This window comes from Kosakonia beeri, assembly GCF_054165705.1.
This window is the reverse complement of sequence record NZ_CM135106.1, coordinates 18,325-43,724: the sequence shown is the minus strand read 5'-3', so window position 1 is coordinate 43,724 and position 25,400 is coordinate 18,325. Positions and strand designations below refer to the sequence as shown.

Here is a 25,400-nt window from a genome sequence, read left to right as displayed (position 1 = left end):
GCTGCTGCCCATCAGGTAATTTCCCAGTGTAAATGAGCCTGTCTCGGCATGCTGATATTTTCAGGCATCCTTGGAATGCCAGTTTTGCCCCCTGAACAACCAGACCAGTGAGTTATTCTCCACCTCAACCCGCGCCGCATTCCCTGCGCTGACCATACCGTTGGTGTTGCCGGTTGCCACACCGCCGCCGACTGCCCCCACTGCCGACACCAGATTGAGGATCACCATCTTCTCATCCGGGTTTAACTGATCGGCATCTTTGCTATATAGCGCCTGGGCAAATTGTTCCGCCCCGGCTGAGGCGATAAACCCGCCGAGAGCACCTGCAGTAGCGTTACTGCCCTGAGCTTTGGCAAGCGCAGCGGGAATCACCGTATGCAGCGCAATACGTGCCGTTTCGTTTTTGCCTGCGGCTGAATCTCCAGCTTGTTTTTGATGCCCTGCCTGTCGAAGTTGTTTTCCAGCGGATGCTGCCACCACCGGGAGTCCTCCACCGCCGGACTCTCTGCCAAAGCCTGTTTTGCCACGCTACCGCCAATACTTTGATTGCTCAGAGTACTGTTCCAGTTACGCCTCCGCGGTGGTATTAGCATTACTGATATTATTGCTAAAACTGGTGCTTACAATATCAACAGCCTGAAGAATATAACGGTATATCTTGCCAATCTGAGTTTTAACATCATTGCCAATTAATTTATAACTAATCAGTTTCGATTTGGGTTTAGCATTAATATGGTGTGGAATATTGCAAATTTTCGAACTGGTGAGTTGTATTGGTATCCCTGTTTTATATAGTTCCGGCTTTCCTGCTTATTGGCAAGCGCAGTAATTTCTTAGAAGAGAATTCTGTCATAGCTGGTTAGATAATAATTTTCCACTTCAAGCGAAATATTTCTGTAAGCTCAAATATGGGTGGCGTTGTTGAGCATCAGCCCCTCTTTGCCGACGTTGTACTCATTGAACTGATTATGGGAAATCCCCGCGCCGTTGGGGGTGGCGATATTGACCACCGGCACGCCGTTGGCGGCCTGGTCCAGGGTGGTCTGCCCGTTCGGGGTGATGGCGGCGGCAAAGGCCGGGGCCACCGGCTGCCAGACCAGCAGGCCGATGATAAACCAGCTGAGCGCACGTTGAGAGAAACGAACCGGTTTATCAGTATTCATCTTCTTATTCCTTTAAAAAGAGACAGCCACGCGCCAGTTAAGACTAAGATGATCCGGCCCCAGCCAGTCGGGATAGTCGAGCGGCGTTCCCACAGAAAGCTGGGTAGCAAACCAGCGTCCGGCGCTGTTAAGCCCTGCCGCAGCGCCCCATAACGTGCCGGAGGCGTAATGATCGAGGCGGTCTTTTTCCAGCCAGCCGCCATCCAGCGCCGCCGTGGCGCTGATTTGCCCGAAAACAGGCAGGGTGAACAGGTTGTAGTTGAGTTCGTTACGCCAGTAGCCGCCGTTGTCGCCAGAGAGATATTGCTCTTTGAAACCGCGTACAGAGCTTTCTCCGCCGATGGTCAGACGTTCGCTACCATAGAGACGATCTGGCGACCACTGCCCATACAGGCTGGTCAGCCACATCATATTGTTGCTGACCGGGCGCTGGAAACTGGCGCTCAGGCTCCATTTACGGAATTCTGCGCGTGGCACATCGCCGATTTTGTCTTCGTCCGTTTCAGCATTGAACCAGGGCGTGCCGTGGCTGTAAGTCGGGTTGAAGGTCGCTACGCCGCCGAACATTTTCTGCGTATGGCTGATGCCAAGCTGCAGACTGGAAAGGTTACGCGTGCTGCTGACCAGCGGCGCATCGTTAAGCCAGTTGCGGCTTGAGCGCTGCGTCATGCCCGCCATCAGCGCGGTTTTCACGTCGCCGTTGCGAAACACCACGTGGGAAAAATTCAGGCGATGGGTTTTGGTGTCCCCGGTTGAGATCCACGGGAACCCCATATTGATAATGGTGGTGCGGTAATTGCTCCAGGCATAGCTGTAATCCAGCAGGCTGTAACCCCAGGGAATGCTGGCGCCTGCCTGGAAACTCTGCGCATCATAACCCGTGGCAAAATCACTGCTGCGCCCGCCGCTAACAAACCATTTATCGGCAAGGCCCAGCGGATTATTGGCGCTGAGCACACCATTTAACTGGTTTTCCCCGGTACTTTTCTGCCCGCTATTATCCAGCGAAATCGTAGCACTTAACGGAAATTCCGGCGTAGCTGTTAAATTTACAATGGAATAACCCGCCTGTTCCGCAGGTACTATTTCAATTTGTACCGGGTTGGCGCGCAAACGGTTAATTTGCTCCATGCCCTGCTCAATATCCCGCAGGTTTAATACTTTCCCTTCCAGACCCGGAAAAACCATTTTCAGCATGCGCGGCGAGTCACCTTCCAGGCGAATCTGGCTTAATTTCCCTTCCAGCACCACAATGCGCAGTTCCCCTTGCGACAGATCCTGCTCGGTGAGAAAAGCGCGGCTGGTAATATAACCCCGGCTGATATACCAGTCGGAAATGGCGGTGGTCAGTTCGGTTATTTTCGCCATGTCCAGGCAGCGGTTCTGCCAGGGGCCGATAAGTTTCTGCTGCGCCTTCGCGCTAATAAGGGTTACGCCAGAAAGGGTAATAGTCCGGATGGTAAAGCAGGGGCCTTGCGCGGGGGTGTCGGGCGCGCTCTGGCTGGCGCGCGGCAACGGTGTGCTGCGATCCAACTCCTCACGCTGCAACTGGTTCTGGCGCAGCAACTGCTCCTGTTGTTGAAGCACGGCATCTCTGTCGGCAGGAGATAAAGGCGCAGCATGCGCTGTCGCTACAAATAATAACAATAAGGCCAGATAACGCACGATAACCATCCATGAGAAAAATGCTTAACCAGGAAATGCAAATTTCGGTTAAGTATCATTTAATTATTAGTTTTGAGTATAATCCTATGGAATAAATTACAAAGCAATATTCTTCGACGTAAATATGATATCCAGACAAAAATTTAGGATTAGATAAAGATATATTCAGGCAGTAATCATTGATATCGGCGAAATAGAGTTAATGCAGCAATAAAAAAGCCTCCGGAAGGAGGCTTTAACGATACGATTACAGACGTTTAGCGTTTACGGATGTCAGGAATAATTAAATCGCCGCGAACGCGATACGCCCCCAGTACGTTTTGGGTTTTTTCATTCAGCCAGGCCACGATCTTCGCTGCCATTGCATCCATGGAATATTCAATGGCCGGAATAGTGGGTATGCCCGGCAAATGCAGCGAACCGGCAAGACTGAAGACCATAATGTCGCCAGGTACCGATTTATTAAACGCCTGCAACTGTGGGATAACCCGCTGCGCTTCCTGTTCGTCGGCTACCAGTAACGCATTGAAATTAAGCGTAGTCGCGTTATTAAGCAAAACCTGAAGCGCTACCGAGGAAGTGGTACCATCCATAAACACCAGGTTGCGGTTAAACGGCAGAAAATTGTTTTCCAGCGCTAGCTTATACCCCAGCAAAACCTGGTCGGCAGCGGCACTGTTGGGATGAATAACAGCAATTTGCCGGCGGCTCTGGCTGATCAGATAATTACAGGCTGTTTCGGCTGCGAAAGCGTGATCTAACTGAATGCTGTTTGGCGAGGTTCCGCTGGATTCGACGCAGTCCACCAGAATGACATTCTCATCTTCAATATTGAGCGGAAAACGCGCGCCGATAATCAGCACATCATCACACAGGCCACACGTCAGTTCCTCCAGCGCGCTCATTACCTCGGGTTTGGTATTGGCGAAACGCAACAGCAGGTGTTTCTGATTCTGGCTTAAATGCTTTTCCAACGCATAAAGGTAGCCGGTGGTCTGGTTGATATTGTCCTGGGCGCAAATAACACCGATGCAGCCTGTCGACTGGCTGAGCAATGACTGCGCGATAACGTTGGGCCGGTAATTCAGCTCTTCAACCGCTTTCAGTACCGCGAGGCGACTGGCTTCCTTAACGCCGCGCGAACCACTCAACACCCGTGAGACTGTGGCTTTGGACACCCCAGCTAAACGTGATACATCGTTGATTGTAGACATCTTTCTCCCCAAACAGACGCCCTTCGCATCTGCATATTCCCATTACAGCAACGGTTAATCTATAACCGTCGGCAGTATAACGGTTTCGCTTTTTTATGGAAACCGATTTTCCATTTTTACCTTTTTGCTCTCATTTAACCGCCAAAATCCGTGATGCAAATCCAATAAACAGACCTCTTAGTGATCAGATATTGACAGCAATCACACTTCTATACCGAACAAATGGAAACCGGTTTCCGTATGATGTCCAATCATCCCCGCAATAACTATTTACATTTCGAGGATGATTAACGATGTACAGGATTATGTTGTGTTGCTCAGCCGGGATGTCCACCAGTTTACTGGTCAGCAAGATGCTAGAAGCCGCGAAGGAACGCGATTTATCGGTAGAGATTAATGCGTATGGCGTAGCGGAGTTTGACACGCAGTTTCCGCGTTATCAGGTCGTACTTCTCGGACCACAAGTAAAATACATGTTAAAAACGCTGTCAGAAAAGGCCGCCGCTCAGGGCATTCCGGTACAACCCATCGACCCGATGGATTACGGCATGCAACGTGGCGAAAAGGTGCTGGACTATGCTCTGTCGCTGATTGCAGCGGCACATTAACAAGGTGTTCTTATGAGTTCCTTATATCAATCAATGATTACGGTTATTGAGCAAACCATTACGCCGCTGGCCGGTCGTCTTGGGCAGCAAAAGTATGTCATCGCCATCCGCGACGGGTTTACCGCCGCTCTGCCATTTATGATCATCGGCTCGTTTATGCTGGTGTTTATCTTCCCGCCGTTCTCCGCTGACACCACCGTGGGTTTTGCCCGCGCCTGGCTCGATTTTTCGACTGAATACCGCGAGCAGCTGATGTTGCCGTTTAACCTCAGTATGGGGGTTATGACGTTCTTTATTTCGGTGGGCATTGGCGCCAGCCTGGGTCGTCAATTTAATCTCGACCCGGTAATGACCGGCCTGCTGGCGTTTATGGCCTTTTTACTGGTTGCCGCCCCGTATGCCGACGGCAAAATTTCTACGCAGTACCTTTCCGGCCAGGGCATATTTACCGCGCTGCTGACTGCCATCTATTCCGCACGCGTCTATGCGTGGCTCAAACAACACAACATTACCATCCGCTTGCCGAAAGAGGTGCCGACGGGTGTTGCTCGTTCATTTGAAATCCTGATCCCGGTGCTGGTGATCATTGGCACGCTTCACCCGCTGAACCTGTTCATTGAAGCGCAAACCGGGATGATCCTGCCGCAGGCGATTATGCACCTGCTGGAGCCGCTGGTTTCGGCTTCGGATTCATTGCCCGCTATTCTGCTCTCGGTGCTGCTGTGCCAAATCTTCTGGTTTGCCGGTATTCATGGCTCGCTGATTGTTACTGGCATTATGAACCCGTTCTGGATGGCGAACCTCTCCGCCAACCAGGCAGCACTGGCAGCTGGCGCAGCGTTGCCGCATGTTTATCTGCAAGGGTTCTGGGATCACTACCTGCTGATCGGCGGTGTGGGTTCGACGTTGCCACTGGCTTTCCTGCTGCTGCGTAGCCGCGTTACCCATCTGCGGACCATTGGCAAAATGGGCGTGGTGCCCAGCTTTTTCAACATCAACGAACCGATCCTGTTCGGTGCGCCGATCATCATGAACCCCATGCTGTTTGTTCCCTTTGTTTGCGTGCCGCTGGTTAACGCCGTACTGGCCTATACCGCAACCAAAATGGGCCTGCTGGCGCAAGTCGTGTCGCTGACGCCGTGGACAACGCCCGCGCCGATTGGTGCATCCTGGGCGGCAAACTGGGCGTTAAGTCCGGTGGTGATGTGTCTGGTTTGTATGGTGATGTCCGCCCTGATGTATCTGCCGTTCCTGCGCGCCTATGAGCGCTCGCTGATGAAAACGGAAGAGCAAAAAGCGCAGAACAACGCGCCGATGACGGAAACCGTCCGCAGTAATTAAAAGGAGTAGGTAATGAAATACGTTTTTCCCGAAAACTTCTGGTGGGGTAGCGCCTGTTCGGCGCTGCAAACCGAAGGGGAAAGCCAGCAGGGCGGTAAAAGCGCCACCACATGGGATGCCTGGCATGCCCGTGAACCCTGGCGCTTTCACCAGCAGATTGGGCCGCAGGAAACATCAATGTTTTACCGCCACTGGCGGCAGGACATCGCCCTGTTGAAGCAGCTTAATCACAACAGTTTTCGCACCTCGTTGAGCTGGGCGCGGCTGATCCCGGACGGAACCGGCGAGGTGAACCCGCAGGCAGTGGCGTTTTATAACGACGTGATTGATGAACTGCTGGCGCAGGGTATTACGCCATTCATTACGCTGTTTCACTTCGATATGCCGATGGTGATGCAGGAGAAAGGCGGGTGGGAAAGCCGGGAAGTAGTGCAGGCCTTTAGCCGCTTCGCGCAGATCTGTTTTGAGCTGTTCGGCGACCGTGTTCAGCACTGGTTTACTTTTAACGAACCTATCGTGCCTGTTGAAGGCGGTTATTTATACGATTTTCACTACCCGAATGTGGTGGATTTCAAACGGGCGGCGACGGTGGCATACCACACGGTTCTGGCGCATGCCAGCGCGGTGCGGGCGTTTCGCGCCGGGCACTATTCCGGAGAGATTGGCATTGTCCTGAACCTGACGCCGTCCTATCCGCGTTCGCAGCATCCGGCGGATCGGCAGGCGGCGCATTATGCAGATTTGCTGTTTAACCGCAGTTTTCTCGACCCGGTACTGCGTGGCGAGTATCCCGCTGACCTGGTGGCGTTGCTGAAAGAGTACGATCAGCTGCCCGCCTGCCAGCCGGATGATATTGCGCTGATTGCAGAAGGGAAAATCGATCTGCTCGGCATTAACTATTACCAGCCACGGCGGGTAAAGTGCCGGGACAGTGCGGTTAATCCCGCAGCGCCGTTTATGCCAGAGTGGTTGTTTGATTATTACGATATGCCAGGCCGCAAAATGAATCCTTATCGCGGTTGGGAAATTTATGAGCCCGGCATTTACGATATTCTTATCAACCTGCGCGACAATTACGGTAACCCACGCTGTTTTATTTCTGAAAACGGCATGGGGGTCGAGAATGAACAACGCTTTATGGAAAACGGGCAAATTAACGATAGTTATCGTATTAACTTTGTTCGTGAACATCTCCAATGGTTGCATAAAGGTATAAGCGAAGGTTGTCATTGTCTCGGTTACCACATGTGGACATTTATTGATAACTGGTCATGGTGTAACGCTTATAAAAATCGTTACGGCTTTGTGCAATTAGATTTGGAAACCCAGCAACGTACCATTAAGAAAAGCGGAGAGTGGTTCGCAGCTACCGCCGCTCAAAATGGTTTTAATCAGGAATAAATTTTATGGTCGCACTTGAAGAAGCGGTAATGGAAATTATCGTCAATGCCGGGCAGTCACGCAGCTTATGTTTTGAAGCACTGCGCGCGGCAAGGGAAGGGAACATGGAAGAGGCCCGCAGTCTGTTGCGAGAAGCCGATGGTTACTCACGTCAGGCGCATCAGATGCAAACCAAATTAATTGAACAGGATGCCGGTGAAGCCCGCCAGCCGATGACATTAATTATGGTGCATGCCCAGGATCATTTAATGACCTCGTTGCTGGCGCGTGAATTATCGGAGGAAATTATCCAGCTGTATCAACGTTAATAAATGGAGAATTGATTACGGTAAATCTTAATAACTCTGTACCCATGTTTATAAAATAAAGAGTCTGGTTTTGATGATGGCAATATTCCCTGCTCGTTCGGGAAGGGAAGGTTATTGTCTGAGAACAACTTACTAAATTGAGATAACCATGAGAATAAATCAAAAACTTCCAGTGGCGCTGGCGGTTGCGGCCTCTCTTTGCTCTGGATCCGTCTTCGCACAAGAATTTACTCAAGAGCAAATCGACGCCATCGTCGCCAAAGCGGTGGATAAAGCACTGGCGGAACGTCAGGCGAAAATGGATGCCGCCATCAATAAGAAAGCGGATGTCGTTGTCGAACCGCAAAGCACGGCACAAACGCCAGACATGGCAATACCCTACGGTGTGAAATTCAGCGGCTACGCCCGTTACGGCGCGCACTTCCAGAGCGGCGATCAAAAATATGTCGGCGTTGACGGCTCCTATAATGGTGCGTCGGCTATTGGCCGTCTCGGTAACGAAGGCAATGGCGGTGAATTCCAGCTTTCAAAAGCGTTTAAAGGCGACAACGGCGCCATTTGGGACGTTAACGTCATGTTCGACCACTGGGGCGATGAAGTTAACCTGAAAAAAGCGTATGCCGGCGTCACCAATCTGCTGGCCTCGAATCCGAATGCGTACTTCTGGGCCGGGCGCGATTTCCACCAGCGTCCACAACAGGGGATCAACGACTACTTCTGGATGAACCACGATGGCCAGGGCGCCGGAGTGAAAAACTTCGACATTAGCGGCGTGCAGTTTGACGTCGCCGCCGTGGGCGCGATTGAGTCCTGTAGCCCTGAAGTGCTGGAGGATGAAGCCAACCCGTCGCGCATTACCTGTACCGGCAGCTCTAACGTGGGTGATAAAGGCAATTACGCCATTACCTCGAAAGTGCACGGTATGAAAGTCGGGCCGCTCGATCTGGAGATTTACGCCAACTACGGCTTTGATTCGAAAGCGATTGAGAGTGAAGATCGCCTGAAAGCCTGGCAGGGCGGCGTGGTGCTGAGCCATACCAATGACCACGGCGTTAACAAAGTGATCGCCCGTTACTCCGATAATTCAGATAACAGCGTCTTTAACAAAACCGACGATCTCACTGCGATTTATGCCAGCTTCGAAGGGAGCTACAAATTCTCGCAGCAAACGCAGGTGGATTACTTGCTGGCATTCCATGATTACGACAACAGCAACATTAAGTCGGACAACCGCCGCAACTATGGTGTGATTGTTCGCCCAATGCACTGGTGGAACGATGTGCATTCCACCTGGCTGGAAGCGGGCTATCAGCGCGTAGATTATGACGATGGCGGCGACAACCACGGCTGGAAAGTGACCCTCTCGCAAAACATCTCCATTGCGATGGGGCCAGAGTTCCGCCCGATGCTGCGCTTCTACGTCACGGGCGGCGAAGTGGATAACAAACGTACCGCCCGTGTCAACGGTACCAATGACACCACGCTCGACTCCTTTAACGTCGGTGCGATGTGGGAAGCCTGGTTCTGATGTAAAAACCGGGGGCGGTCACCCTCAACCGCCTCCGGTCAAACTCTGCACATGTGTTATGCTCGGCCTATTCATACGTTATCAGCATGACAGAGTTGGATTAGAAAATGGGTTCCACGAAAAAAGGGATGCTTTGCGTACTGGCCGCGGCCGTTTTATGGGGGAGTTCCGGGGTTTGCGCGCAGTACATTATGGAGAAGAGCCATATCTCCTCGCCGTGGTTAACCATGACGCGACTGTTGTTCACCGGCGTGATTTTATTGACGCTCTCCTTTGTGAATGGCGACAAGATTTTCGCCATCCTTAAAAGCCGTAAAGACACCTTCAGTTTGCTGTTTTTTTCGCTATTTGGCGCACTGATTGTGCAGCTCACTTTTTTACTGACGATTGAGAAATCCAACGCCGCCACCGCGACGGTACTGCAATTTTTATCGCCAACCATTATCGTGGCGTGGTTTGCGCTGGTGCGTAAAGCCCGGCCAACATTGCCGGTGGGCGCGGCCATCCTTACGTCGCTGGTGGGCACATTTCTGCTGGTCACGCATGGCAATCTGACGTCGTTATCCATTTCGCCCGAAGCGCTGCTGTGGGGGATTGTATCGGCATTTTCCGCCGCGTTTTATACCACTTACCCGTCAGCGTTGATTGCCCGCTATGGCACACTGCCGATCGTTGGCTGGAGCATGTTGCTGGCGGGACTGATGCTGACGCCGTTCTTCGCCGGGAAAGGGACAGACTTTGTCGTTGATGGCAGCCTGTTAATGGCCTTTTTCTACCTGATTGTCATCGGTACGGCGCTCACCTTCAGCCTATATTTGAAAGGCGCTCAACTGATTGGCGGCTCGAAGGCGAGTATTCTCAGTTGCGCCGAACCGTTAAGCAGCGCCCTGCTTTCCGTTGCGCTTCTGGGTGTGGCCTTTTCACTGCCGGACTGGATGGGAACCCTGCTGATTGTGTCGTCAGTGGTGCTGATCTCTCTCGACTCGCGCCGTAAAATTCGCGCCGCCTGAACGCGGCACGGATGACGGTTTGTCAGGCGGGCTATGCTTTGACTTTCACTTTTGCCGCTACCAGCAGCGCCGTCAGCAACATCAGGCTGCCGGAAAGCACCAGCGGCGACAATAAACCGTAGTGATCCAGCGCGAAACCGCCAATGGCTGCACCACAGGTGTTCGCCAGCTGGATCACCGCGACCTGAATAGAACCGGCCTTTTCCGCCTGATCGGCTAGCGAGCGGGTGATCCAGGTCGACCACCCCACCGGCACCAGCGCAAAGCCCAGCCCCCAGACAATCGCAATCCCGGCGGCGACCACTTTGTCTGAACCCCAGAAAATTAATACCACCGCGCTGACCGCTAACGTCAGCGGCGCCAGCGCCAGCGCCATTTTCACCGAGCGTTTCATGACCACAGACGAGAACGATGTTCCCACAAAGCTGGCAATACCAAAGCTCAGCAACACCAGCGTTAAGCCGTCAACATCAAACCCGGCCAGCGTCATATACACCGGGCGAATATAGGTAAAAAACGAGAACTGCCCGGCGAAGACCATAAAAATAGCCAGCATCCCGGCTATCACTCCAGGGCGTTTCAGCAAGCCAAACATGTTCTGATGGTGCTCGGTTTTCCCCGGTAGCGTGGGCAGCGCCACCCAAACCCAGGCGATACAGGCGAAGCCCATCACCGCTGCGGCGTTAAACACATTACGCCAGCCAATGATCCCGCCAAGAAAACTGCCTAAAGGCGCGGCGATCACCAGGGCGACAGACACCGCGCCAAAAATCACCGACAGCGCTTTGGGAATGGTGCGCGTCGGCACCAGGCGCATGGTTAGCGAGGCCGACATTGCCCAGAAACCACCCAAGGCCAGCCCCAGGCATGCGCGTCCGAGCAACAGCAAAGTGAAGCTACTGGCGAAAGAAACCAGCAGACAGGAGAGGGTCAACAGCACGGCAAATGCAATTACCACATAACGCCGGTCCGTCGCACGAATTATATTCGTGATAAACAGGCTGGCGAACATCGCGACAAAGGCCGTAACGGTAACCGTTTGCCCGGCAACGCCTTCAGACACACCCAGGTCGAGCGCCATTGGCGTTAGCAGACTGACCGGCAGAAACTCGACCGTAATCAGGCACGCCACGCAGAATGCCACGGCAAAAACGGCGGACCAGTTGGGGCGGGTTACCGCATCCGTTGAAGATGGCGTCACAGATTGCTCAATCATTAATCACCCGCGTCGTTTTTATTCGTGAAAGTCGCGCAGTGTAACATTCAAAATCTGTGACGCAATTAACAATTTGGCAACTCTTCCGGCGGCGGGACGTTACGTGTTGCGGGCTTTATGTGCCGCTGTTACCAGGCCAGTGATCCACGCCTGATGGGCGTTAATCATCGGGTTCGGTATTGTACTGGCCAGTTGTTGAGCCGGGACGCCAGTTTGCGACTCCTGCGTCAGAATACGCACGCGACCGCCGGGCAAGTCTTCGAACAACCACGCATGGATCACATCCAGTCGCAAGCTGACGTCGCCTTCAACCCAACCGTACCACGCTATTCGCGCGGCCTGGCCTTCCATGGGCGGTACGTATTCACTCACCTGCGCCTCGACCTGAAAACCGAACGTGGTAAAGCGGAACCGGGCATTGGCGCTTAACAGCGGGCCGCTGCCGTCATGGAAACGAATATCCTGCGCGTTACTGTAATAAGTCGGCCACAGTGTGGTGTCGTTCAGTTGCGCCCAGATCTCCTGCGCAGTAAGCCCCGGGACAATCATTTCGTTGGAGGCAAAGTTATCCGTTGTGCCGGGCAGGTAGTCTTGCGGCCAGACAATGGCGCTTTGGGTCAGGGATTGATCCATGGTGTACCTCGTCAGTGATTAACGAGGGTCACTATGCGTAGCACCGTGTTATAAATCTAATCGCGATAGTTTATAAGGGCTATTACGGGGCGTGATATCAGTGCAGCCAGTGCACTCCTTCTTCAGGCATAAACAACGCGTTATAGCGCATCTGAAAATTGTTCAATTCGGCGTTGTCCGGCTCCAGCTCGCGTAAAAAACCGAGTGCCAGGCGTACCTGCGCATCCGTGACGGGCGCAGCAAGCCGCGCTTTTTGCATCAGCCGGTGCCAGTACTGCAGGTTTTGCTCACTACCGTCGACAATGCACACCTGCCAAATCAGCAGCACTTGCGCCGCATTTTGCAAATGCGCCTCGTCCGGGCGCGCCAGGTAAGCCAGATATTCCGCACTAGCGGTTTTACCCATCTGGTCGATCATTGATTCAACCGGCACGGGCTGGAGCGTGAGTCTGTCGGTGAGACGGCGTATTGCACGGCGGGAGTCGGAGGTTAATACCCTGAAACCAATTACAAAAACAACTACCAGCGTTGCCAACATCAACCAAATCATAACCGCTCCAGGGGCAGAAAAGAGGCTCATCATACGGGTAAAACACGCACCACGGACAGCCGTAAATGCGATAATCTTTATTATCACCAGCCCGGGTCATTATCATGAATCACGATATCAGAAACCTCGATCTCAACCTGTTAAAAGCCCTCGATGCGCTGCTGGATGAGCGTAATGTGACGCGTGCCGCAGCGCGTCTTTCGTTAACCCAACCGGCGGTGAGCGGCATGCTGACGCGCCTGCGTGATTACTTTGCCGACCCGCTGTTTATTCGTGCGCCGCACGGTATGGTGCCAACCGTACGTGCACAGGGGCTGGCGGAACCGGTGAAACGCATCCTTGCGGATATCGAGGTGTTACTTCAACCTGCCGCCTTTGTGCCACAAACCGCCACGCTCACCTGGACGCTGGCCGCCACGGATTACGCGCTCAAAGTGGTGATCGTGCCGTTTATTGCCCGCCTGAAACAGCTTGCGCCAGGTATTCGCGTGCGAGTGGAAACGGTAGAGCCTCAACGGTTGGTAAGTCAGCTTGAACGTGGCGAAGTGGATACCGCGTTGATGACGCCTTACAGCACACCGCCGGAGCTGCACAGCCGGGTGCTGTTTGATGAACATTTTGTCTGCATGATGCGCGCCAATCATCCCGACGCCGCGCCAGGGCAGTTATCGCTGGATCGCTTCTGTGCACTGGAGCATGCGCTGGTTTCGTGGGATGGCGACCGCTTTCGCGGCGTTGTAGATGGCGCGCTGGCAGCACAGAGCAGAACGCGGCGTGTGGGCGTGTCGGTGAGCAATTTCCTGATCCTGCCGGAGCTGCTGGCGGTGAGCGATATGATTGCCGTAGTACCGCAGCGCCTCGCCAGGCTGGCACCCGGCATGTGTACACTGGACACGCCGCTGCCCGTGCCGGGATTTACCAAAACCATGACCTGGCATGCACGTACCCACCGCGACCCAGCCCACCTGTGGCTACGAAATTTACTGCTGGAAAGCAGCATGAGTGAGCTTGCTTAAGAAAATTCTTAAAAGATGAGGAGTAGCGGTAAATCACTTAATAGTAGGGTTTGCCCGAATCGAAGAGTTGCGGGAAAATTTTGCGCTACAAACCTGAAATAATTTTCCTGAGGCGACATGATTTCACTGGATGAAATATGGACTGCCCGACAGCAGCTACGTGACTGGTTGCAAGCCGGGGAGTACGAGAAACTGACGCAATTTTTTAGCGTCGCAGAAAAAAACTGGCAATCCAACAAGGATGATCCCCTCTATCCGCTGATAAGCCAGTACACCTTTCTGTTCACGCCTTTATTATTCAGCGACGAGACAATAGCCCTGTCGTTAACGGCCTGGCATCAAAGCCAGCCGCAGTCCAGCTACCCTTGCGAAATGCTCGCGCAACGCTGGCTGGAGATAGCGGCGAAAGCGCGTGGAACGCACGCTGCAGATCATGTCACCGCTAACCAGTGGATCCGGGCCAAAATCAGTAGCGATCTGATGTTTTACTGGGCGGCCAAAGCCCTGTCGCTGAACAGTACGACGCCGACCATGTATTACCATTTACTGGTCGCAACCGGGCATTTTCAGGAGCCTGAGTGGTTCCACCAGGCACACGAGCCTGTCCATTTTGATCTTGCCGCCTATACGCCGGAAGCCATCACATTTGCCCGCTCGCTCGGTGGATTACCCCTGTCCGAAGCCCCGGTGTTTACCGGCCTTCCTGTCGCCAACGAGGTGGAAACACGTAATCCCCTTATCTATTGGCTGAACCGGGCACTGGAATGCGACGCGGATAATATGCCGATACGCGAACAGTTCATTCATTACCTTTACCCGCGCTGGTACGGAGATGAGGAACACGCCTCGCTGGACGCCTTCCTCGCCAGTGATTACTGCGCTCCCTTACCGGAAACCCGGCGTAATAAGCTTTATAGCGTGAAACTGCTGGATAAACTGGCGAACCCTCAACACTGGCCGGAGAAAAGTAAGATCGGCAAAGTGCGAAAATTCGATGAGCTCTGCCAGCAATTATTAACGCTGGACGTGTCGGAAGAGGATAAAGCCTCGCTGCATTACACGTATTTGAATATCTGTACCCATTTCCTGCTCGACGACGATAATAATTTTTATGCGGAAAGCCCACGTTTCGCCCGACACATTTACGACAGCATTCATTTTATTTTGCACAGTAACGCATGGCGTTTACTTGTCGAGCAGGAAGGGGCTTTGCTGTTCTGGTTGTTAACGGTGCTGTGCCACAAAGAATACCAACTCAGTGATGATAAGGCGTTGCTCAAACGCTACTTTGACCTCACTGGCGCGCGCTGTGAAAGCGCCATGGAAATGCTGTTCAGTGTCTATTTGCGTCTCTTTCCGCTGCAGGATATTCAGTTACCTGGCCCGGTTGAACCTTGGATCGCACGACTGTTGCAAACGGAGGACAGGCTGCCGATTGAACTGCTGAATACCACGTTAAACAGGCTATGCTTCTTTCAACAGAAAGCGCAGGCACAGGCTTTTTTAACGCAGTTAGGCGAGCGTGACTTTGCACCAGCACTGCTTTTATTGAGCGAGATCTACGCCGGAATGGATCCGGTCGCGGCAGAGAATTTACAGCTCACGCCTTCGCAAGAGAAATCCGCTGTGGCGCTTGAACGAGCCTGTCGTACGCATTCGCCAGAAGCCCTGTTTCGTAAAAGCCGCATTCTGGAGATGCAGTCCGGCCGGGAGGCTCTGGAAGAACGGCTGACGTTACTGGCAGAAGCCACCGCAAAAGGCCACGCGCTGGCGCAGTATGATTATGCCTGTGCGCTCTTCTGGTCGCTGGAACTTGCGCACCAGAAGCTGGCGGTAGAAGAGATCTGCCCACAGGTCTTACTGGGCGCAAGGGTTGATAGCGAGAAACTGGCCTATATCGCCTATCTGTACGCGTTTGGTTTGTATAACCGGCGAGGCGGCTTGCGCAGAAACTGTTATCTGATGGTTTACTGGTTAAGTTATGCGACGCAGCTTGCACCAGGGGAGATGCATTACCAAAAAATGGCCATCTGCCATAGCAGAAAATACCGTGGATTCTTGGTGTTGTGGCTGTTTGCCAAAATGGCGAAGAAAAAAGCGCCGGCCTGGCAACTTAACCTGTTAGAAAGTCTGGGAATGAAGGAGGACTAATCAATGTCTGTGACCTTATGGGGTGTCGTCATTTTTGCTTTAATTTGTGCCTTTCGCACGGATAAAGAGATGAAACACTATCTTCACGCGCCGCTGCCGCGCAAAAAGTGATCCTCAGCGCGCCGCTTACCTCTTAAGCGGCGCGCCGTGGCGGGTTTATTCGAAGAACAATCCAAGCTTATTAAACACGCCGGGATCGGTCTGGTGGCGGATAATTTGCACCACATCTTCCAGCTTATCTATTTGACTGATCATCTGTTCCAGACGCTGATCGTTGGCGACCTGAAGCCAGATGCGGCTCTGCTCGCCGTTTTGGAGCGGTAAACAGAGGATCCCTTCAACGTTGAATGCCCGGCGGGCAAACAACCCACATACGTGTGTCATCACACCCGGGTGGTTACGCACGGTGAGTTCGAGAATGACGTTATCAGTTGCTTGCATGGTTTATTCCCCCACCATTTCTGTGTTTGCCGCGCCTGGCGGCACCATCGGGTAGACTTTTTCCTGCGGGTCGATACGCACATGGATCAGCGCCGGCCCCGGACGGTTAATGATCTCCTGCAAGGCGGCTTGCGGGTCGGCAACCTCGTTCAAATCACAAGTGTGCAGGCCAAACCCGGCAGCAATCTGGGTGAAATTAATCATTCCCGGGTAGGTAGCCGCAAATACCCCTTGTTTATAGAACAGGCTTTGTTGCTGATGCACCAGGCCCAGCGCTTCGTTATTCATCAGAATGATTTTGACATCCAGATTGTTTTCCGCGGCGGTGGCCATCTCCTGAATGTTCATCATCAGGCTGCCGTCGCCAGAGAAACAAATCACCTTACGCGCCGGGTTCGCCAGCGCCGCGCCAATTGCTGTTGGCAAACCAAAGCCCATGGTTCCCAGACCGCCCGAAGTCAGCCACTGGCGCGGACGGTTCAGCGGATAAGCCTGCGCCGTCCACATCTGATGCTGACCCACATCGGTAGTAATAATCGCCTCGTCATCAACGCAGGCGGCAACCGCATTGATCAGACCGTAGTGCGTCAGTGGATCGCCCGCCTGCGGGATCGCCCCCGGAAATTCCTGCTGTAACTGTGTGACCAGGTTACGCCAGCTATGACGCGAATGCGCTTCAACGTGCGGGATCAGCGCATCGAGCACTTCCGCCACATCGCCCTGGATCGCCACATGCGCCTGCTTAATTTTGCCCAGCTCGGCGCGATCTATATCGACATGAATGATTTTGGCGTTCGGGCAGAATTGCTCGGTTTTGCCAATCGCCCGGTCATCAAAACGAGCCCCCAATACGACCAGTAAGTCTGCCTCATGCAAGATATGGTTAGTGCTACGTGCGCCATGCATGCCCAGCATCCCCAGCGATAACGGGTGATGTTTTGGCAACATGCCGAGTGCCATCAGCGTCATGGTGGTGGGCAGATTGGCTTTTTCCGCCAGCAGACGTACCTGCTTCGGCGCATTGATCACCCCGCCGCCCAGGTAGAGCACCGGGCGTTGCGCTGCATTGATCATGGCGGCAGCATCGCGCACGTTTTGCGCGTTATATGCAGGTGCAGGCGCTTTGCCTCCGGGTTCCGGCAGCTCGCTGAGGGTGATTTCCGCGGTCTGCACATCTTTAGGAATATCTATCCACACCGGGCCAGGGCGACCGGATTGCGCAATACGGAACGCATCGCTGATCACCTGCGGCAATTCGGCAATGTCACGGACCAGGTAGTTGTGCTTAGTGATGGGGATAGAGATGCCGTAAGTGTCGACTTCCTGGAATGCATCGGTGCCGATCATTGAAGCCGGCACCTGGCCGGTAATGCAGATCAGCGGAATGGAATCGAGCCGTGCATCGGCAATAGCCGTCACCAGATTTGTCGCACCCGGTCCGCTGCAGGCCATACAGACCGCGGGTTTGCCCTGCGTACGCGCCATCCCCTGGGCGATAAACCCGGCACCCTGTTCGTGGCGAGCAAGGATATGACGGATTTGCTTACTCTGGCTTAATGCGTCGTATAACGGGAGCACCGTACCGCCGGGGATCCCGGTAACGGTGGTGATCCCCTGACGTTCCAGTAAATGAACAATCAGTTGCGCGCCGGTGTAGCGCGTAGGTTGTGATGTTGTGCCCGAACTTGCCATGCTCCAGTCCTTCTTCTGGGCCGACTTTCCAGGGAGGCTAAAACGAAAAACCCCGCCCGGTTTGCGCCGGCGGGGTTTTGGAATCGTGTGTTGTTCCGGACCCTACGGCGCATTGCCGACGACCACCACCACACGCACGACGACCACCGCGGCGTTATGCGCGGTTTTTAGTAGGTTCATCGACATCGTGGAAGCGTTCATTAGGGACCTGTTTGTAAAAGGTTAACGAGATTTATACAAACACAGGTTTTTGCCGCCGACAACTGCTTTTTACGCACCGGCAGAAAAATGGGGGAAGGATCACGTTAATTTGCACAAGCTCTGAAAACAAAAAACCCCGCCGGAGCGAGGTTTTTAACAGCTTTTTGCGGTTGGTTGCCGCAAAGCACACTGCGTTAGGTCAACGGCAAAACTATACGCCAAATCTACACGCGGCGCAATTTCAGCACAGTTTGTCCCGCATTAACTATGGACCACTTGCTAAAATTTGTCCAAAAAATACTGTATGCATAAACAGTATTTATATATAATAACTCTGTTAACGAAGGTGCAGGGGCCGCTTTGTTCAACGGCGCAAACATAGTCCTGGCTGAAACGGGTGGTGCCGTCAGCGCCTTAACCCCTGAAGAGCACACTGCGTTACGTCAACAACAGACTGATAACAGGCAGCGGAAAGGTACATCAGTCGGTGCTCCTTAAACCAGAGGAGACGCGTATGGGCGGAATGGATATGGTTATTCTCATCCTGAAACTCATTGTTGCTTTGCTGCAACTGCTTGATGCAGTCCTGAAATACCTGCGGTAATTCAGGTTCAAGCCGCACCAAAGAGGGGCGGGAAACCGCCCCTCTTTAACACTCTCCTTCTGGCATCATTAATCGCCTGCGTGTTACATTTTGGTGACAATTCATCCACGCTGGCTGCTATGACCCTTTCTGTTTTCTGTATTTTGTTGTTCGCCGCCCTGCTGCACGCCAGCTGGAATGCCATTGTCAAAGCAGGCAGCGACAAGCTCTATTCCGCCATCGCCGTAAGTGGCTCGGCGTCTTTCATTGCGCTGGTTTTACTGCCTTTTTCTCCACAACCAGACCTTGCCAGTGCGCCTTATCTCGCCGCAAGTTGCGTATTGCAGGTGGTTTACACCGTACTGGTGGCGAAAACTTACCAGGTATCAGACATGAGCCAGACCTACCCGCTGATGCGCGGTACCGCCCCCTTACTCGTGGCGCTGATAAGCGTGCTGATACTGGGCGATTCGCTCTCCGTCACCGCCTGGGTTGGTATTGCCGTAGTGTGCCTGTCGATACTCGGTATGGCGTTTAATGGCCGTAGCCAGCCAGGAAAAGGCATCTGGCTGGCGCTGCTTAATTCCTGTTTCATTGCCGGGTACACACTGGTGGATGGCACTGGCGTGCGTCTGGCGGGAAGTGCACTGGGCTACTCGCTGTGGACCTTTTTTCTTAACGGTTTTTGCCTGCTGGCCTGGGCAATGCTGGCACGTCGGCAGGAAGTCTCACGTTATCTGGTCGCTAACTGGAAAAGGGGCCTGCCAGGCGGCATTGGTACCATGGGTTCTTATGGTCTGGCACTGTGGGCAATGACCCAGGCTCCCCTGGCGGTGGTTGCAGCACTGCGAGAAACCTCCATCCTGTTCGGCGCCTTTATCGCTTTTATCTTACTCAAAGAAAAAATTTCTGGCCTGCGGATTGCCGCGGCGTTTGGCATTGCCGCAGGCGCCATTTTGTTGCGCCTGTCCTGATGCAAACTGGCAACAAAAGTTGCCGAAAATCGTTTACAAATCCTGCCTGGCGTCGCCCCTTCATCGCTGCCCCGCATAGTGGTTCTGTCATCTTCCTGTGGTAGATTCCTCTCGCATTAAGGCTGTATCACAGCAACATATTCTTTAATTTCCCATTTTCTAAAAGTAATCAGCGAAATGAAAAGGCAGAGAAACGTCAATTTGTTATTGATGCTGGTGCTCCTGGTCGCCGTCGGGCAGATGGCACAAACCATTTATATTCCGGCAATCGCCGATATGGCGCGCGATTTGAATGTGCGTGAAGGCGCGGTGCAAAGCGTGATGGCGGCGTACCTGTTGACCTATGGCGTGTCGCAGCTGTTTTACGGCCCACTGGCGGACAGGGTTGGCCGGCGCCCGGTGATCCTCGTCGGGATGAGCATTTTTATGCTGGCGACACTTATTGCCATCACCACGCATAGCCTGACCATTCTGATCCTTGCCAGCGCGCTACAGGGCGTGGGTACCGGGGTTGGCGGCGTGATGGCAAGAACACTCCCGCGTGATCTCTACGCCGGTACGGAATTGCGGCATGCTAACAGTCTGCTGAATATGGGCATCCTGGTCAGCCCGTTGCTGGCGCCCTTGATTGGCGGTGTATTGAATACGCTGGTGAACTGGCGCGCCTGTTTTATCTTTTTGCTGGCGCTGTGCATGCTGGTGACCTGGAGTATGGCCCGCTGGATGCCAGAAACCCGACCGGTGACAGCCACCCGAATGCGACTGTCAGAGAGCTATAAAACCCTGTTTAGTCATGGCGCATTTACCTGCTATTTGCTGATGTTGATCGGCGGCCTGGCTGGGATTGCAGTGTTTGAAGCCAGCTCCGGCGTGCTGATGGGTGGGGTGCTCGGTCTTAACAGCATAACGGTGAGCATTCTGTTTATTTTGCCAATCCCGGCGGCGTTCTTCGGCGCATGGTTTGCCGGCCGGCAGAACAAGCGTTTTTCAATACTGATGTGGCAGTCGGTGCTCAGTTGCCTGGCGGCCGGGGTGATGATGTGGGTGCCAGGCTGGTTCGGGGTGATGACAATCTGGACGCTACTGGTGCCCGCCGCACTGTTCTTCTTCGGTGCCGGTATGTTGTTCCCCCTGGCCACCAGCGGCGCGATGGAACCTTTCCCGTTCCTGGCCGGGACGGCTGGCGCGCTGGTCGGCGGTTTACAAAATATCGGTTCCGGCGGTCTGGCCTGGCTGTCGGCGCAACTGCCGCAAAATGGCCAGTTTAGCCTTGGGATGCTGATGACGCTGGCGGGGCTTTTGATTCTGCTGTGCTGGTTGCCGCTGGCGTCGCGCTCTGCCCACCACGAACAGGCGATTTAACCTCATGATGGCCCGACTTCGCGTCGGGCTTTTCACATTCCGGGGCGATCATCACCTTCAGTAATGGCTCCGGCGCAGGTCGCCAGGCCCCCTCTTCACCATCATAAAATTGCGTGTCGGCATTAATGGCATAAGGGATTTTCGCTTTATTAAGCTCACACGCCATAAAACTGGCGAACGCCATTTGCGACTCGGTCGGCATACTTTTCATTGACTCGCCCACCGCCCAGCCGCCTACCCAGCTGGTATGCCCCGTTTTCTGCTGCCAGTGCAGCGCCTGGTTAATGCGCCCGCGGATCGCGGCTTTCTCAGCCGCTGTACCGGAGGTCCAGGGATATTTGCCGTTATTTTTCAGCGGCCCCCACGGGAAAATATGCCACTCCGCCAGCAGGTAATTCTGGCTATGTGCTGGCAACTTCAGGGAGGGGAGATCTTCCGGTGCCGCACGCATGCGCGGCGCGATAAAAATCATGCGTTGCGGATCGATATCGTGCAGGTTTTTAACGATTTTTTCATATACCCGGTTCAGCGCAGGCAAATCATGATTGAGCTTATCGGCAGGCTCATAAATCACATCAAAGCCCAGCATGGGGTGTTCAGTACCAAAAAAGGTGGCGACTGTATTCCACCAGGCCACCAGTTGCGCTTCATTTTTTGCGTCCGGATCGGCTTTAAAACTGTCGGCCTGGTAGGCTATCACCGGGATCACGCCGTACTCTTCGCAGGCTTCCACCAGCTTACGCAGATGGATCAACCGCGCTTCGGTCATCGGGTCGGCAACACGGATGCGCACATGGCGGATACCGGCATTATAAAAGTCACGCACAATCAGCGGATCGAATTCACGGATCCCCCGCTCGGTACGCGCCCAGTCAACATCCATCCCCACCCCCAACTGCTGCGCGTAACGCGCCGCCGTGAGCGGGGTTTCAGCAGCAAACGCAGGGGTTGCCGCCAGCAACATAACAACAGCAATCAGTGGCTTTAACACAGTTGACCTTGCGAAAATCAGGGGCGAATACATGTATTTATCATGCTTTGACGTACCAGGTGTAGCGCCAAAGCGTAATAAATTCTCAATCCTTCTCCACACTTGCACAGACGGCGTATTCCTGTTTTCTTTACTCATCCTTTCCTGACGATAAGCCAAAGATGAATAACGCCGATATCCAAAAACTCGTCCAGCAATTTCCGCTGGTTCAGCAACTCATCGACCTGCAGGAAACGCAGTGGTTTAACCCTAATACTACCTCGCTTGCACATGCATTGCCGCATGTTGGCCTGACAAAAGAGGATGTGAGCGACGCCCATGCCCGCCTTGCCCGTTTTGCGCCGTTTCTGGCGCAGGCCTTCCCGGAAACAGCCGCTCGCAACGGCATTATAGAATCAGATGTGGTACCAATTCCGGCGATGCAGCGTCGCCTGGGGCTTCAACATGGCGGCGAGTTGTGGTTAAAAAAAGACAGCCATCTGCCTGTTTCTGGCTCCATTAAGGCGCGCGGCGGCATCTATGAAGTGCTGACCCATGCGGAGAAGCTGGCTTTTTCCGCCAACTTGCTCAGCCCGCACGACGATTACAGTAAATTGTTATCCGCCGAATTTACCCACTTCTTCAGCCAGTACAGTATTGCCGTCGGCTCTACCGGCAATCTCGGTTTATCGATTGGTATTATCGGCGCACGTCTCGGCTTTAACGTCACGGTGCACATGTCTGCCGACGCCAGGGCCTGGAAGAAGGCGAAACTCCGTAGCCATGGCGTGAAAGTGGTGGAGTATGCCGACGATTACGGCGTCGCCGTCGAACAAGGTCGTCGCGCTGCTGAAAACGATGCCAGATGTTTTTTTATCGACGACGAAAACTCGCGCACGCTCTTTTTAGGCTATGCCGTTGCCGGGCAACGACTAAAAGATCAGTTTACCCGGCTGGGTAAGGTCGTTGATAACGCACATCCGCTATTTGTCTATCTGCCCTGCGGCGTTGGTGGCGGGCCGGGAGGCGTGGCATTTGGCCTGAAACTGGCCTTTGGCGATCATGTTCACTGTATTTTCGCGGAACCCACCCACTCGCCTTGCATGCTGCTGGGAGTGCATACCGGTTTACATGACAGGATTGCCGTTCAGGATGTGGGGATAGATAACCAGACCGCGGCAGATGGGCTGGCTGTTGGTCGCGCGTCCGGTTTTGTTGGCCGGGCGATGGAGCGCCTGCTCGACGGGTTCTACACCGTTGACGACTGCACGCTCTACACTCTGTTAGGCTGGCTGGCGCAGGAAGAGAACATTCTGCTGGAGCCGTCGGCGCTGGCAGGTATGGCAGGGCCACAGCGCATTTGTGCGGATCACCATTATCATCGGTTACAGGGATTCACGACGACGCAACTGGCCCAGGCAACCCATCTGGTGTGGGCCACCGGCGGCGGGATGGTGCCCGCTAACGAGATGGCGCAGTATCTGGCCAAAGCGCAATAATTCAGCCGCGCTCGCGCAAAATCGCCATCAGTTCCATTGGCGAGCGCCGCTGGTTTAGCAAATCGCGCATTACGCGCATATAAGGCGCGGAGTGGCTGAAAAAGCGATAATACCCCGCACACAGGGCGCTTTTATGCTGCATGAAACGGTGTTGCGGGCAATCACCACCACATAACCGCAGCACATCACAATGGCGGCATTCATCGCTTAGTGTGTTTTTTTTTCGCTGCCTGAAAGCGAAAGCGTTGTCGTCTGTGTTTAGCGAGTGAATCGGGCTTTGGTAGAGATGACCAGGGCGGTAGTCGGTACCGGGATCGCGATCGCACGGGTACACATCGCCGTCAGCATCCACCGTCAAAATATGCTCACAGGTTTCGCCGAAACTGCATAGCGGCGAAGCCGCGCCGCGCCATACGCTGAGCGTTGAGTCAAACAGCTGAATGTTCACCCGGCCAATATCTTCCCGCGCCCAGCAATCAAACACCGTAGTGAGGAAATGCCCCCATGCTTCCGCGCTTACGGACGCTGGAGTCAGGTTTCCGTCTGCATCCTGTTCAACACAGGGAATGAACTGCAAAAACGGCGTACCGAGCGCGCGCAAATAGCGATAAAGATACAGCGGCTGCTGGCTATTAAGGTTATTCACCACGCATTGCAAACTGAACACAACCCGATGTTTTCTCAGCGTTTCAATCGCATTTATTACCTCTGTATGCGCGGATTTACCGTAGCAGTCAGCATCACCCCACGCGTTAGCCGTGATCTCTACCTGCCAGTCCTGTTCATGGAATAATCTGCACCAGGCGTCATTCAGGTGAATGCCGCTGGTTTGAAAGACATTTTCTATGCATCTGCCATTGGCATACAGTGCTTGCAAAGCTGCAACTCGGTGGAAAAAGTCCAGCCCGCAGAGGGTTGGCTCTTCACCCTGCCAGACGAATGACATCACAGCACCCGTAGGTTGCGCCGCAAACTGCTGGCGGATAAACGCCTCCAGCGTAGCGCCATCCGTAATATGTTGGGTGATACCGTCACAGCAGTGAAGATGGCAGCGCGTGCTGACAGGCCTGACCATAACGTGGCAGCCTTGCATGACTTATTCCTCAGAGAAATAAAAGTAACTGACGTATATGCGTTACAGCAAACAGCAAGGCGAGTAAAAGCACCGCGAGAGAGATCAATAATTTGTCACGAATGGCACCAGGTAAGACGAAATCACTGTTATTCACATCCATTAAGATGCGTTTGTGTGTGTAACGCCAGAGCATCGCCGCAACCAGCGCCAGCACAGCAATCGAAATCCAGAACGGCATGCCCGACTGCTGCCAGTTGTGCTTCACCGCCAGCGCCATCAGCGCACCGTAGCCAAAGAGCGTGCGTAACCAGGCCAGCGAAGTACGCTCAGGCTGTAAACCGGGATCGGTTTCACGGCGCGTTTTGCGGTTATCCGGCATAAAACACCAGCACCATTACCACCAACGCCACGGTCAGTAACGCGACGCTGATAACCAGCAACGCACGGGTATAGGGAAGATCTTGTTTCAGGCGCATGGCTTTTTCATTACGCAGCCAGCGCATATAACCATATAACGCCAGCGCCCCGGAAAAGAGGCACAGTAATAACGCCAGCACTTCGCGGATCAGCGGCGTGGCAAATTGTGGTGCAAGCTGATCCAGCCCGACGCCTGCCGCCAGAAACCCCAGAGCTGTACGGATCCATGCCAGAAAGGTGCGCTCATTCGCCAGCGAGAAACGGTAATCCGGGGCTTCACCGACGCGGGAAAGTTTCATGGATGCTCCTTGTTAGAGGTCTGGTCAACAAGGTAGCGGATACGCTGTTTTTTTTCGACCCGTTTACACGAAGAACCGACACC

Annotated in this window: 25 protein-coding genes and 1 pseudogene; 12 read left to right on the top strand and 14 right to left on the bottom strand. The window is 53.7% G+C overall.

The features are described from left to right. Window positions 1-60 precede the first annotated feature (60 nt). The 4 genes and pseudogenes from ACUY4S_RS00210 to ACUY4S_RS00195 all read right to left on the bottom strand — a co-directional run bounded on the left by ACUY4S_RS00210 (window position 61) and on the right by ACUY4S_RS00195 (window position 4,042). Entirely contained in the window at window positions 61-477 is a 417-nt protein-coding gene (locus tag ACUY4S_RS00210) for a VENN motif pre-toxin domain-containing protein (protein WP_458023070.1), read from the bottom strand. Between the two features lie 434 nt (window positions 478-911). Further along, window positions 912-1,163: pseudogene (locus ACUY4S_RS00205) on the bottom strand (two-partner secretion domain-containing protein); the annotation flags it as partial. A gap of 12 nt (window positions 1,164-1,175) precedes the next feature. Continuing rightward, window positions 1,176-2,837, bottom strand: coding sequence for a ShlB/FhaC/HecB family hemolysin secretion/activation protein (locus tag ACUY4S_RS00200; protein ID WP_312691732.1), 1,662 nt, complete (start codon window positions 2,835-2,837; stop codon window positions 1,176-1,178). A gap of 248 nt (window positions 2,838-3,085) precedes the next feature. Beyond that, window positions 3,086-4,042, bottom strand: a complete 957-nt coding sequence (locus ACUY4S_RS00195; protein WP_312691733.1) for a LacI family DNA-binding transcriptional regulator — start codon at window positions 4,040-4,042, stop codon at window positions 3,086-3,088. Between the two features lie 293 nt (window positions 4,043-4,335). On the opposite strand from ACUY4S_RS00195, the gene ACUY4S_RS00190 reads away from it, so the two are divergent. From ACUY4S_RS00190 to ACUY4S_RS00165, 6 genes are all read left to right on the top strand, one after another. Then, window positions 4,336-4,650, top strand: a complete 315-nt coding sequence (locus tag ACUY4S_RS00190) for a PTS sugar transporter subunit IIB (protein ID WP_312691734.1) — start codon at window positions 4,336-4,338, stop codon at window positions 4,648-4,650. A 12-nt stretch (window positions 4,651-4,662) separates the two neighbouring features. After that, window positions 4,663-5,991 (top strand): PTS sugar transporter subunit IIC, encoded by a 1,329-nt coding sequence (locus ACUY4S_RS00185; protein ID WP_312691735.1) that lies wholly within the window; start codon window positions 4,663-4,665, stop codon window positions 5,989-5,991. Between the two features lie 12 nt (window positions 5,992-6,003). After that, on the top strand, window positions 6,004-7,392 hold the full coding sequence (gene gmuD, locus ACUY4S_RS00180; RefSeq protein WP_458023069.1) for a 6-phospho-beta-glucosidase GmuD: 1,389 nt from the start codon (window positions 6,004-6,006) through the stop codon (window positions 7,390-7,392). Window positions 7,393-7,397: 5 nt separating this feature from the next. Beyond that, window positions 7,398-7,700: a PTS lactose/cellobiose transporter subunit IIA gene (locus ACUY4S_RS00175; protein ID WP_312691737.1), complete on the top strand. Its 303-nt coding sequence runs from the start codon at window positions 7,398-7,400 to the stop codon at window positions 7,698-7,700. Window positions 7,701-7,848: 148 nt separating this feature from the next. Next, a complete protein-coding gene (locus ACUY4S_RS00170; protein WP_458023068.1) occupies window positions 7,849-9,228 on the top strand; it encodes a carbohydrate porin in 1,380 nt (459 codons plus the stop codon). A gap of 107 nt (window positions 9,229-9,335) precedes the next feature. Next, complete coding sequence (locus ACUY4S_RS00165; protein WP_312691739.1) at window positions 9,336-10,238, top strand: EamA family transporter; 903 nt, start codon at window positions 9,336-9,338, stop codon at window positions 10,236-10,238. A 31-nt stretch (window positions 10,239-10,269) separates the two neighbouring features. On the opposite strand, the gene nepI is transcribed toward ACUY4S_RS00165, so the two are convergent. The 3 genes from nepI to ACUY4S_RS00150 all read right to left on the bottom strand — a co-directional run bounded on the left by nepI (window position 10,270) and on the right by ACUY4S_RS00150 (window position 12,637). Beyond that, window positions 10,270-11,454, bottom strand: a complete 1,185-nt coding sequence (gene nepI / locus ACUY4S_RS00160) for a purine ribonucleoside efflux pump NepI (protein WP_312691740.1) — start codon at window positions 11,452-11,454, stop codon at window positions 10,270-10,272. 99 nt (window positions 11,455-11,553) lie between these two features. Then, the gene (locus tag ACUY4S_RS00155) at window positions 11,554-12,087 is read right to left on the bottom strand and encodes an SRPBCC family protein (protein ID WP_458023067.1); all 534 of its coding nucleotides are present in this window, start codon (window positions 12,085-12,087) and stop codon (window positions 11,554-11,556) included. Between the two features lie 97 nt (window positions 12,088-12,184). Further along, entirely contained in the window at window positions 12,185-12,637 is a 453-nt protein-coding gene (locus ACUY4S_RS00150) for a DUF1198 domain-containing protein (protein ID WP_458023066.1), read from the bottom strand. Between the two features lie 104 nt (window positions 12,638-12,741). Here ACUY4S_RS00150 and ACUY4S_RS00145 point away from each other — a divergent pair, with 104 nt between their 5' ends. After that, window positions 12,742-13,653: a LysR family transcriptional regulator gene (locus tag ACUY4S_RS00145; RefSeq protein ID WP_458023065.1), complete on the top strand. Its 912-nt coding sequence runs from the start codon at window positions 12,742-12,744 to the stop codon at window positions 13,651-13,653. Window positions 13,654-13,770: 117 nt separating this feature from the next. Beyond that, on the top strand, window positions 13,771-15,804 hold the full coding sequence (locus ACUY4S_RS00140) for a DUF4034 domain-containing protein (protein ID WP_458023064.1): 2,034 nt from the start codon (window positions 13,771-13,773) through the stop codon (window positions 15,802-15,804). Between the two features lie 156 nt (window positions 15,805-15,960). On the opposite strand, the gene ilvN is transcribed toward ACUY4S_RS00140, so the two are convergent. The 3 genes from ilvN to ivbL all read right to left on the bottom strand — a co-directional run bounded on the left by ilvN (window position 15,961) and on the right by ivbL (window position 18,138). After that, window positions 15,961-16,245 (bottom strand): acetolactate synthase small subunit, encoded by a 285-nt coding sequence (gene ilvN / locus ACUY4S_RS00135; protein WP_312691745.1) that lies wholly within the window; start codon window positions 16,243-16,245, stop codon window positions 15,961-15,963. A 3-nt stretch (window positions 16,246-16,248) separates the two neighbouring features. Continuing rightward, window positions 16,249-17,937 carry an acetolactate synthase large subunit gene (ilvB, locus tag ACUY4S_RS00130; protein ID WP_312691746.1) on the bottom strand — a complete coding sequence of 563 codons (1,689 nt, stop codon included), beginning with the start codon at window positions 17,935-17,937 and terminating at the stop codon, window positions 16,249-16,251. Window positions 17,938-18,039: 102 nt separating this feature from the next. Beyond that, complete coding sequence (gene ivbL, locus ACUY4S_RS00125; RefSeq protein ID WP_139227959.1) at window positions 18,040-18,138, bottom strand: ilvB operon leader peptide IvbL; 99 nt, start codon at window positions 18,136-18,138, stop codon at window positions 18,040-18,042. A gap of 514 nt (window positions 18,139-18,652) precedes the next feature. Between ivbL and tisB the strand changes: the two genes are divergently transcribed. From tisB to emrD, 3 genes are all read left to right on the top strand, one after another. Next, the gene (tisB, locus tag ACUY4S_RS00120; protein WP_312691747.1) at window positions 18,653-18,742 is read left to right on the top strand and encodes a type I toxin-antitoxin system toxin TisB; all 90 of its coding nucleotides are present in this window, start codon (window positions 18,653-18,655) and stop codon (window positions 18,740-18,742) included. Between the two features lie 119 nt (window positions 18,743-18,861). After that, window positions 18,862-19,695 (top strand): EamA family transporter, encoded by an 834-nt coding sequence (locus tag ACUY4S_RS00115; RefSeq protein ID WP_312691748.1) that lies wholly within the window; start codon window positions 18,862-18,864, stop codon window positions 19,693-19,695. A gap of 177 nt (window positions 19,696-19,872) precedes the next feature. Continuing rightward, window positions 19,873-21,057 carry a multidrug efflux MFS transporter EmrD gene (emrD, locus tag ACUY4S_RS00110; protein WP_312691749.1) on the top strand — a complete coding sequence of 395 codons (1,185 nt, stop codon included), beginning with the start codon at window positions 19,873-19,875 and terminating at the stop codon, window positions 21,055-21,057. On the opposite strand, the gene ACUY4S_RS00105 is transcribed toward emrD, so the two are convergent. Beyond that, window positions 20,960-22,048, bottom strand: a complete 1,089-nt coding sequence (locus ACUY4S_RS00105; protein ID WP_312691750.1) for a cellulase family glycosylhydrolase — start codon at window positions 22,046-22,048, stop codon at window positions 20,960-20,962. The two genes, emrD and ACUY4S_RS00105, sit on opposite strands and share 98 nt — an antisense overlap. Before the next feature lie 161 nt (window positions 22,049-22,209). Here ACUY4S_RS00105 and dsdA point away from each other — a divergent pair, with 161 nt between their 5' ends. Next, the gene (gene dsdA, locus ACUY4S_RS00100) at window positions 22,210-23,526 is read left to right on the top strand and encodes a D-serine ammonia-lyase (protein ID WP_458023063.1); all 1,317 of its coding nucleotides are present in this window, start codon (window positions 22,210-22,212) and stop codon (window positions 23,524-23,526) included. A 1-nt stretch (window position 23,527) separates the two neighbouring features. On the opposite strand, the gene ACUY4S_RS00095 is transcribed toward dsdA, so the two are convergent. The 3 genes from ACUY4S_RS00095 to ACUY4S_RS00085 are packed head-to-tail and all read right to left on the bottom strand — an operon-like array spanning window position 23,528 to window position 25,317. Continuing rightward, entirely contained in the window at window positions 23,528-24,619 is a 1,092-nt protein-coding gene (locus tag ACUY4S_RS00095; RefSeq protein WP_458023062.1) for an SPASM domain-containing protein, read from the bottom strand. A gap of 10 nt (window positions 24,620-24,629) precedes the next feature. Further along, window positions 24,630-24,980, bottom strand: coding sequence for a DUF202 domain-containing protein (locus ACUY4S_RS00090; protein WP_312691753.1), 351 nt, complete (start codon window positions 24,978-24,980; stop codon window positions 24,630-24,632). Beyond that, entirely contained in the window at window positions 24,970-25,317 is a 348-nt protein-coding gene (locus ACUY4S_RS00085; protein WP_312691754.1) for a YidH family protein, read from the bottom strand. Before ACUY4S_RS00085 ends, ACUY4S_RS00090 begins: the two co-directional genes overlap by 11 nt. Between the last annotated feature and the right edge of the window lie 83 nt (window positions 25,318-25,400).

What these genes read in the sequence shown, in the direction of transcription:
- ACUY4S_RS00190 (WP_312691734.1), top strand. Translation starts at nt 4,336, where the DNA reads ATGTACAGGATTATGTTGTGTTGCTCAGCCGGGATGTCCACCAGTTTA.
- ACUY4S_RS00150 (WP_458023066.1), bottom strand. Translation starts at nt 12,637, where the DNA reads ATGATTTGGTTGATGTTGGCAACGCTGGTAGTTGTTTTTGTAATTGGT.
- ACUY4S_RS00185 (WP_312691735.1), top strand. Translation starts at nt 4,663, where the DNA reads ATGAGTTCCTTATATCAATCAATGATTACGGTTATTGAGCAAACCATT.
- ACUY4S_RS00115 (WP_312691748.1), top strand. Translation starts at nt 18,862, where the DNA reads ATGACCCTTTCTGTTTTCTGTATTTTGTTGTTCGCCGCCCTGCTGCAC.
- ivbL (WP_139227959.1), bottom strand. Translation starts at nt 18,138, where the DNA reads ATGAACGCTTCCACGATGTCGATGAACCTACTAAAAACCGCGCATAAC.
- ACUY4S_RS00165 (WP_312691739.1), top strand. Translation starts at nt 9,336, where the DNA reads ATGGGTTCCACGAAAAAAGGGATGCTTTGCGTACTGGCCGCGGCCGTT.
- ACUY4S_RS00170 (WP_458023068.1), top strand. Translation starts at nt 7,849, where the DNA reads ATGAGAATAAATCAAAAACTTCCAGTGGCGCTGGCGGTTGCGGCCTCT.
- ACUY4S_RS00085 (WP_312691754.1), bottom strand. Translation starts at nt 25,317, where the DNA reads ATGAAACTTTCCCGCGTCGGTGAAGCCCCGGATTACCGTTTCTCGCTG.
- tisB (WP_312691747.1), top strand. Translation starts at nt 18,653, where the DNA reads ATGGGCGGAATGGATATGGTTATTCTCATCCTGAAACTCATTGTTGCT.
- ACUY4S_RS00145 (WP_458023065.1), top strand. Translation starts at nt 12,742, where the DNA reads ATGAATCACGATATCAGAAACCTCGATCTCAACCTGTTAAAAGCCCTC.
- ACUY4S_RS00200 (WP_312691732.1), bottom strand. Translation starts at nt 2,837, where the DNA reads ATGGTTATCGTGCGTTATCTGGCCTTATTGTTATTATTTGTAGCGACA.
- ilvB (WP_312691746.1), bottom strand. Translation starts at nt 17,937, where the DNA reads ATGGCAAGTTCGGGCACAACATCACAACCTACGCGCTACACCGGCGCG.
- dsdA (WP_458023063.1), top strand. Translation starts at nt 22,210, where the DNA reads ATGAATAACGCCGATATCCAAAAACTCGTCCAGCAATTTCCGCTGGTT.
- ACUY4S_RS00155 (WP_458023067.1), bottom strand. Translation starts at nt 12,087, where the DNA reads ATGGATCAATCCCTGACCCAAAGCGCCATTGTCTGGCCGCAAGACTAC.
- emrD (WP_312691749.1), top strand. Translation starts at nt 19,873, where the DNA reads ATGAAAAGGCAGAGAAACGTCAATTTGTTATTGATGCTGGTGCTCCTG.
- ACUY4S_RS00175 (WP_312691737.1), top strand. Translation starts at nt 7,398, where the DNA reads ATGGTCGCACTTGAAGAAGCGGTAATGGAAATTATCGTCAATGCCGGG.
- ACUY4S_RS00090 (WP_312691753.1), bottom strand. Translation starts at nt 24,980, where the DNA reads ATGCCGGATAACCGCAAAACGCGCCGTGAAACCGATCCCGGTTTACAG.
- ACUY4S_RS00095 (WP_458023062.1), bottom strand. Translation starts at nt 24,619, where the DNA reads ATGCAAGGCTGCCACGTTATGGTCAGGCCTGTCAGCACGCGCTGCCAT.
- nepI (WP_312691740.1), bottom strand. Translation starts at nt 11,454, where the DNA reads ATGATTGAGCAATCTGTGACGCCATCTTCAACGGATGCGGTAACCCGC.
- gmuD (WP_458023069.1), top strand. Translation starts at nt 6,004, where the DNA reads ATGAAATACGTTTTTCCCGAAAACTTCTGGTGGGGTAGCGCCTGTTCG.
- ACUY4S_RS00195 (WP_312691733.1), bottom strand. Translation starts at nt 4,042, where the DNA reads ATGTCTACAATCAACGATGTATCACGTTTAGCTGGGGTGTCCAAAGCC.
- ilvN (WP_312691745.1), bottom strand. Translation starts at nt 16,245, where the DNA reads ATGCAAGCAACTGATAACGTCATTCTCGAACTCACCGTGCGTAACCAC.
- ACUY4S_RS00140 (WP_458023064.1), top strand. Translation starts at nt 13,771, where the DNA reads ATGATTTCACTGGATGAAATATGGACTGCCCGACAGCAGCTACGTGAC.